The organism is Streptomyces sp. LS1784 (assembly GCF_020103755.1).
Taxonomy (GTDB): domain Bacteria; phylum Actinomycetota; class Actinomycetes; order Streptomycetales; family Streptomycetaceae; genus Kitasatospora.
Map to the genome: position 1 here is coordinate 1 of NZ_JAHSQD010000598.1, position 4,839 is coordinate 4,839.

Genomic DNA, 4,839 nt, shown 5'->3' on the forward strand with positions numbered 1-4,839 from the left:
GGACGCCGGCCCGGCGATGCCCGGGCTGGCCATCCCGGCCGGCCCGCCGGGGCCCCTGCGGGGACCCGCGCGCGTCGACCGGGGCCTGCCGGGTTCCACGGACCTGCCGCACCAGAGCCGGGGCAAGGACACCGCTGTCCCGCTGAGGGGGGAGAAGAACGATGACCACTGAGCCCGGCGCAGAGCTGGAGCGCGGCGGACCGGGATCGGTCGTCACGTTCTACTCCTTCAAGGGCGGCACCGGCCGCACCATGGCGCTCGCCAACGTCGGCTGGATCCTCGCCAGCCGCGGCCTGCGCGTCCTGGTCGTCGACTGGGACCTGGAGGCGCCCGGCCTCCACCGCTACTACCACCCGCTGCTGGTCGACCCGGAACTGCACTCCACCGACGGCCTGATCGACCTGCTGCGCTCCTACGTCAAGCAGGCGCTGCCCTCCGCCACCGGGCCGGTCGGGCAGTCCCCGGCCGCCTGGCTGGACGAGCCCGGGCGGCTGGACGGCTACGTCTGCGGCCTCGCCCTCGACCTGCCGCCCGGCGGCCGGCTCGACTTCCTGCCCGCCGGCCGGCAGAACGCCGCCTACGCCGCCGCCGTCACCAGCTTCAACTGGCGCAGCTTCTACCACGGCCGGGACATCCGCGGCGGCGAGTTCCTGCGCGAGCTGCGCGAACGCTGGGCCCGCGGCTACGACTACGTGCTCATCGACAGCCGCACCGGTGTCAGCGACACCTCCGGTATCTGCACCGTCCTGATGCCCGACACCGTGGTGGACTGCTTCACCTTCAGCGCTCAGAACATCCGCGGCGGTGTCGACGCCGCCCGCGCCATCGCCGAGGCCGAGGAGCGGGCGATCCGGGTCCTGCCGGTGCCGATGCGGGTCGAGGACGCCGAGCAGGAGCGCCTGGAGGCCGGCCGCGACTACGCCCGCGAGGCCTTCGCCCCCTACCTCGGCCGCTGGCTGGCCGGCGACCGCCGGGCCGGCTACTGGGCTGACGTCGAGGTGCCGTACAAGCCCTTCTACGCCTACGAGGAGGTGCCCGCCACCGTCGCCGACCGGCCGCAGGAGGCCCGCAGCCTGCTCAACGCCTTCGAGCGGCTGGCCGGCTGGATCACCGACGGCCGGGTCCGCACCCTGCGCCCGCTCACCGCCGAGACCCGCCGCCGGCTCTACGGTGCCTACCTGCGCTCCGCCCGCGCGGTGCCGCGCCAGGTGTTCGTCAGCTACGCGCCCGAGGACCGGATGTGGGCCGAGTGGGCCGCCGGGACGCTCACCCGCTTCGGCTACCAGACCTCCCTGCACAACGCCGCCGAGCCGTACGCCGGTCCCCGGCCGCCGGAGGTCTCCGGGCCCGTCGACGGCCAGGGCCGGCTGCTCGCGCTGCTCTCGCCCGAGTACACCGCGCTGCCCCGCGCCGCCGAGGTCTGGCAGCTCCTCCAGGGGCGCGAACTGGCCTCCGGTTCACCGGCGTTGGTCGCCTTCCGGCTCCAGGACCCGGACGAGCCGGTGCCCCGCCCGTTCGCCGGGCAGCCCGTGCCCGACCTGGTCCGCTCCTCCGCGGTCGGCGCCGAGTCCCAGCTCTACGCCGAACTCGGCCCGCCGCCCGGCAGCAGCCGCCAACCCGACACCGACAGCGGAGAGTTCGCCACCCCTGCGCGGTTCCCCGGCACCGCCCCGCAGGTCCAGGAGGCGCCCTCGCGCAATGCCGCCTTCATCGGCCGCGGCAAGCTGCTGGAACTGCTCCGCAACCGCTTCACCGGCGGTCCCGCCGCCGTGCTCAGCCAGGTGCTCTACGGCTTCGGTGGCGCCGGCAAGTCCCAGATCGCCGCCGAGTACGCGCACCGCTTCAAGGCCGCCTACGACGTGGTCTGGTGGGTGCCCGCCGAGGAACCCGCCAACATCCCGCAGAAGCTCGCCGAACTCGCGCCCCGGCTCGGTGTGCCCACCAGCGACGACGTCGCGCACACCGCCGCCGCCGTGCTCGACGCGCTGCGCCGCGGCCAGCCGTACCGCCGCTGGCTGCTCGTCTTCGACAACGCCGGGACCCCCGAGGAGCTCGCCCCCTGGCAGCCGGCCGGCTCCCCGGGCGGGCACGTGCTGATCACCTCCCGCAACCAGGGCTGGGCCCGGCACGCCGGCCTGGTGGAGGTCGACGTCTTCCTCCGCGAGGAGAGCGTCCGGCTGCTGCGCCGCTTCAACGGCGGCCTCTCGTCGGAGGACGCCGACCAGGTCGCGCACCGCCTCGGCGACCTGCCGCTCGCCGTCGGCCAGGCCGCCGTCTGGCTCCAGGAGACGTCGATGCCGATCGCCACCTACCTCGAACTGCTCGACGAAGAGCTCACCGAGATGCTCGAACGCACCCGGCTGCGCGCCGCCGACTACCCGCACTCGGCCGCCGCGACCTGGCGCATCTCGGTCGAGGAACTGCGCCGGATGAACGCCCCGGCCGCCCAGATCCTGGAGATCTGCGCCTTCTTCGGCCCGGACGCCATCCCGATGCGGCTGCTCTACAGCCGGGCCGTCACCCGCGCCCTGCGGCTGCCCCCGCGCGCGCCCCGCGACAAGCTCGCGATCGGCGAGTTCCTGCGCGCCATCAACCGGTTCGGGCTCGCCCGCACCGACCAGGGCAGCGAGACCATCACCGTGCACCGGCTGGTCCAGGCGGTGTTGCGGGACCAGGTCGAGGAGGAGCGGCGGGCGGAACTGCGCAGCGTCGTCCACGCCGCGCTCGCCACCGCCAACCCCGGCGACCCGGACGTGCCCGTGAACTGGGCCGAGTACGCCGAACTCCTGCCCCACCTCTGGCCGTCCGGGGCGCTCGACAGCGCCGACGAGGACGTCCGGCAGTGGATCATCGACTCGGTCCGCTACCAGTGGAAGCGCAGCCTGCACGAGTCCGGGCGGGAACTGGCCGAGCGGACCCTGGATCACTGGCGCCAGGACGGCTACGGCGGGCCCGGCTTCGACGTCGACAACGACGCCCAGACGCTCATGCTGCGCACCCAGCTGAGCAACATCCGCCGCTCCCAGGGCGCCCTCCAGGAGGCGTACGAGATGGACCGGGACATCCTGGAGCGCTTCACCGCGACCCTGGGCCCGGAGCACTCGCACACCCTGGCCGTCGCCAACAGCCTCGGCGCCGACCTGCGCTTCCTCGGCCGCTACGACGAGGCCCGGGCGCTGGACCGCCGCACCCTGGACGCCGCCCGGCGCACCCTCGGCCCGGACCACCCGCGGACCCTGATGATCACCAACAACCTCGCCGTCTCCGACTACCTGGCCGGCGACCGCCGGGCCGCTCTGGAGCGGCACCGCAGCAACTACCTCCAGCAGCGCGACGCGCTCGGCGCGCACAGCCTCTACGCGCTCTCCTCGGCCTCCAACTACGCGCGCGACCTGCGCGAGACCGGGCGGCTGCGGGAGGCCCTGGACCTGCTGGAGGAGACCGTACGGATCTACCAGCAGACCATCGGCGACAGCCACACCGACACCCTGCGCGCCCGCAAGAACCTGGCTGTGGCGCTGCGCCGGGCCGGCCGGTACCACGAGGCCCTGGAGATCGACGAGGACATCTACCAGCGCTACCTGGACATCAACGGCGCCGAGCACCCCGACACCCTGGCCGCCGCCACCAACCTGGCCAGCGACCTCAATGCGCTCGGCGACACCGGGCGGGCGATACCGCTCGCCGAACGGGCGCTGGCGCGGTACCGCGACTACCTGGGCGAGACCCACCCGGTGACGCTGGCCGGTGCCAACAACCTCTCGGTGTACCTGCGGCTGGCGGGGCGCACCACGGAGGCGCGCGAGCTGTCCGGCCGCACGCTGGCGCAGTTCCGCACCGTCCTCGGCGCGCACCACCTCTACATCCCGATCGCGATGATGAACCACGCCAACGACCTGTCGCTGGCCGGGGAGCTCCAGGCCGCGCTCGACCTGGAGCTGGAGGCCGCGCCGCTGATGACCGAGGCCCTCGGCCAGGACCACTACGACTCCATCGGCATCAACTCCAACCTCTCGCTGTCGCTGGCCGCCCTCGGGTACACCGAGCGGGCCGCGGAGCTGCGGGCGGACTGCATCCGGCGGGCCCGGGTCACCCTGGGGGAGGAGCACCCGACGACGATCGCGGTGCGGGCCGGGACGCGGCTGGACTCGGACGTGGAGCCGCCGCACGTGTGACGGCCGGTCAGCGGAATTGCCCTAGGCTCGCGGTCATGGTGCCGTTCCGGCAGTTCCTGCTGAAGATCCACAGTCGGTGCAACCTGGCCTGCGACTACTGCTACGTGTACGAGGGGGCGGACCAGAGCTGGCGCGGGCGCCCGCGGCGGATGGAGCTCGTGACCGTCCGCCGCACCGCCCGGCGGATCGGCGAGCACGCGGCCGAGCACGGGTTGGACGAGGTGTCCGTGGTGCTGCACGGCGGCGAGCCGCTGCTCGTCGGTGCGGACCATCTGGACGCGCTGCTGGGAGAGTTGGCGGCCGTCGGCCCCCGGGTACGGTTCACCGTGCAGACCAACGGGCTGCGGCTGCTGGACGAACCGGCGCTGCTCGACGTGCTGCACCGCCACCGGGTCGCGGTCGGGGTCTCGCTGGACGGCACCCGGGCCGCCCACGACCGGCACCGCCGGCTGCCCTCCGGCGCGGGCAGCTGGGCGCGCACCGCCGAGGCGGTGCGGCTGCTCGGTTCGGACCGGCACCGGGAGCTGTTCGCCGGCCTGCTGTGCGTCGTCGACCTGGCGTCGGACCCGGTGGCCACCTACGAGGCGCTGCTGGAGTTCGCGCCGCCCCGGCTCGACCTGCTGCTGCCGCATGCGACCTGGCTTGAGCCGCCGCCGGGCGCCCG

At 74.0% G+C, this 4,839-nt stretch carries 2 protein-coding genes; both read left to right on the plus strand.

From position 1 onward, the window contains the following. The first annotated feature begins 161 nt into the window (after window positions 1-161). Window positions 162-4,175, plus strand: coding sequence for an FxSxx-COOH system tetratricopeptide repeat protein (gene fxsT / locus KS423_RS38615; protein WP_224284404.1), 4,014 nt, complete (start codon window positions 162-164; stop codon window positions 4,173-4,175). A gap of 35 nt (window positions 4,176-4,210) precedes the next feature. Beyond that, window positions 4,211-4,839: radical SAM protein (locus KS423_RS38620; RefSeq protein WP_224284405.1), on the plus strand; the 629-nt coding region annotated here is incomplete at its 3' end.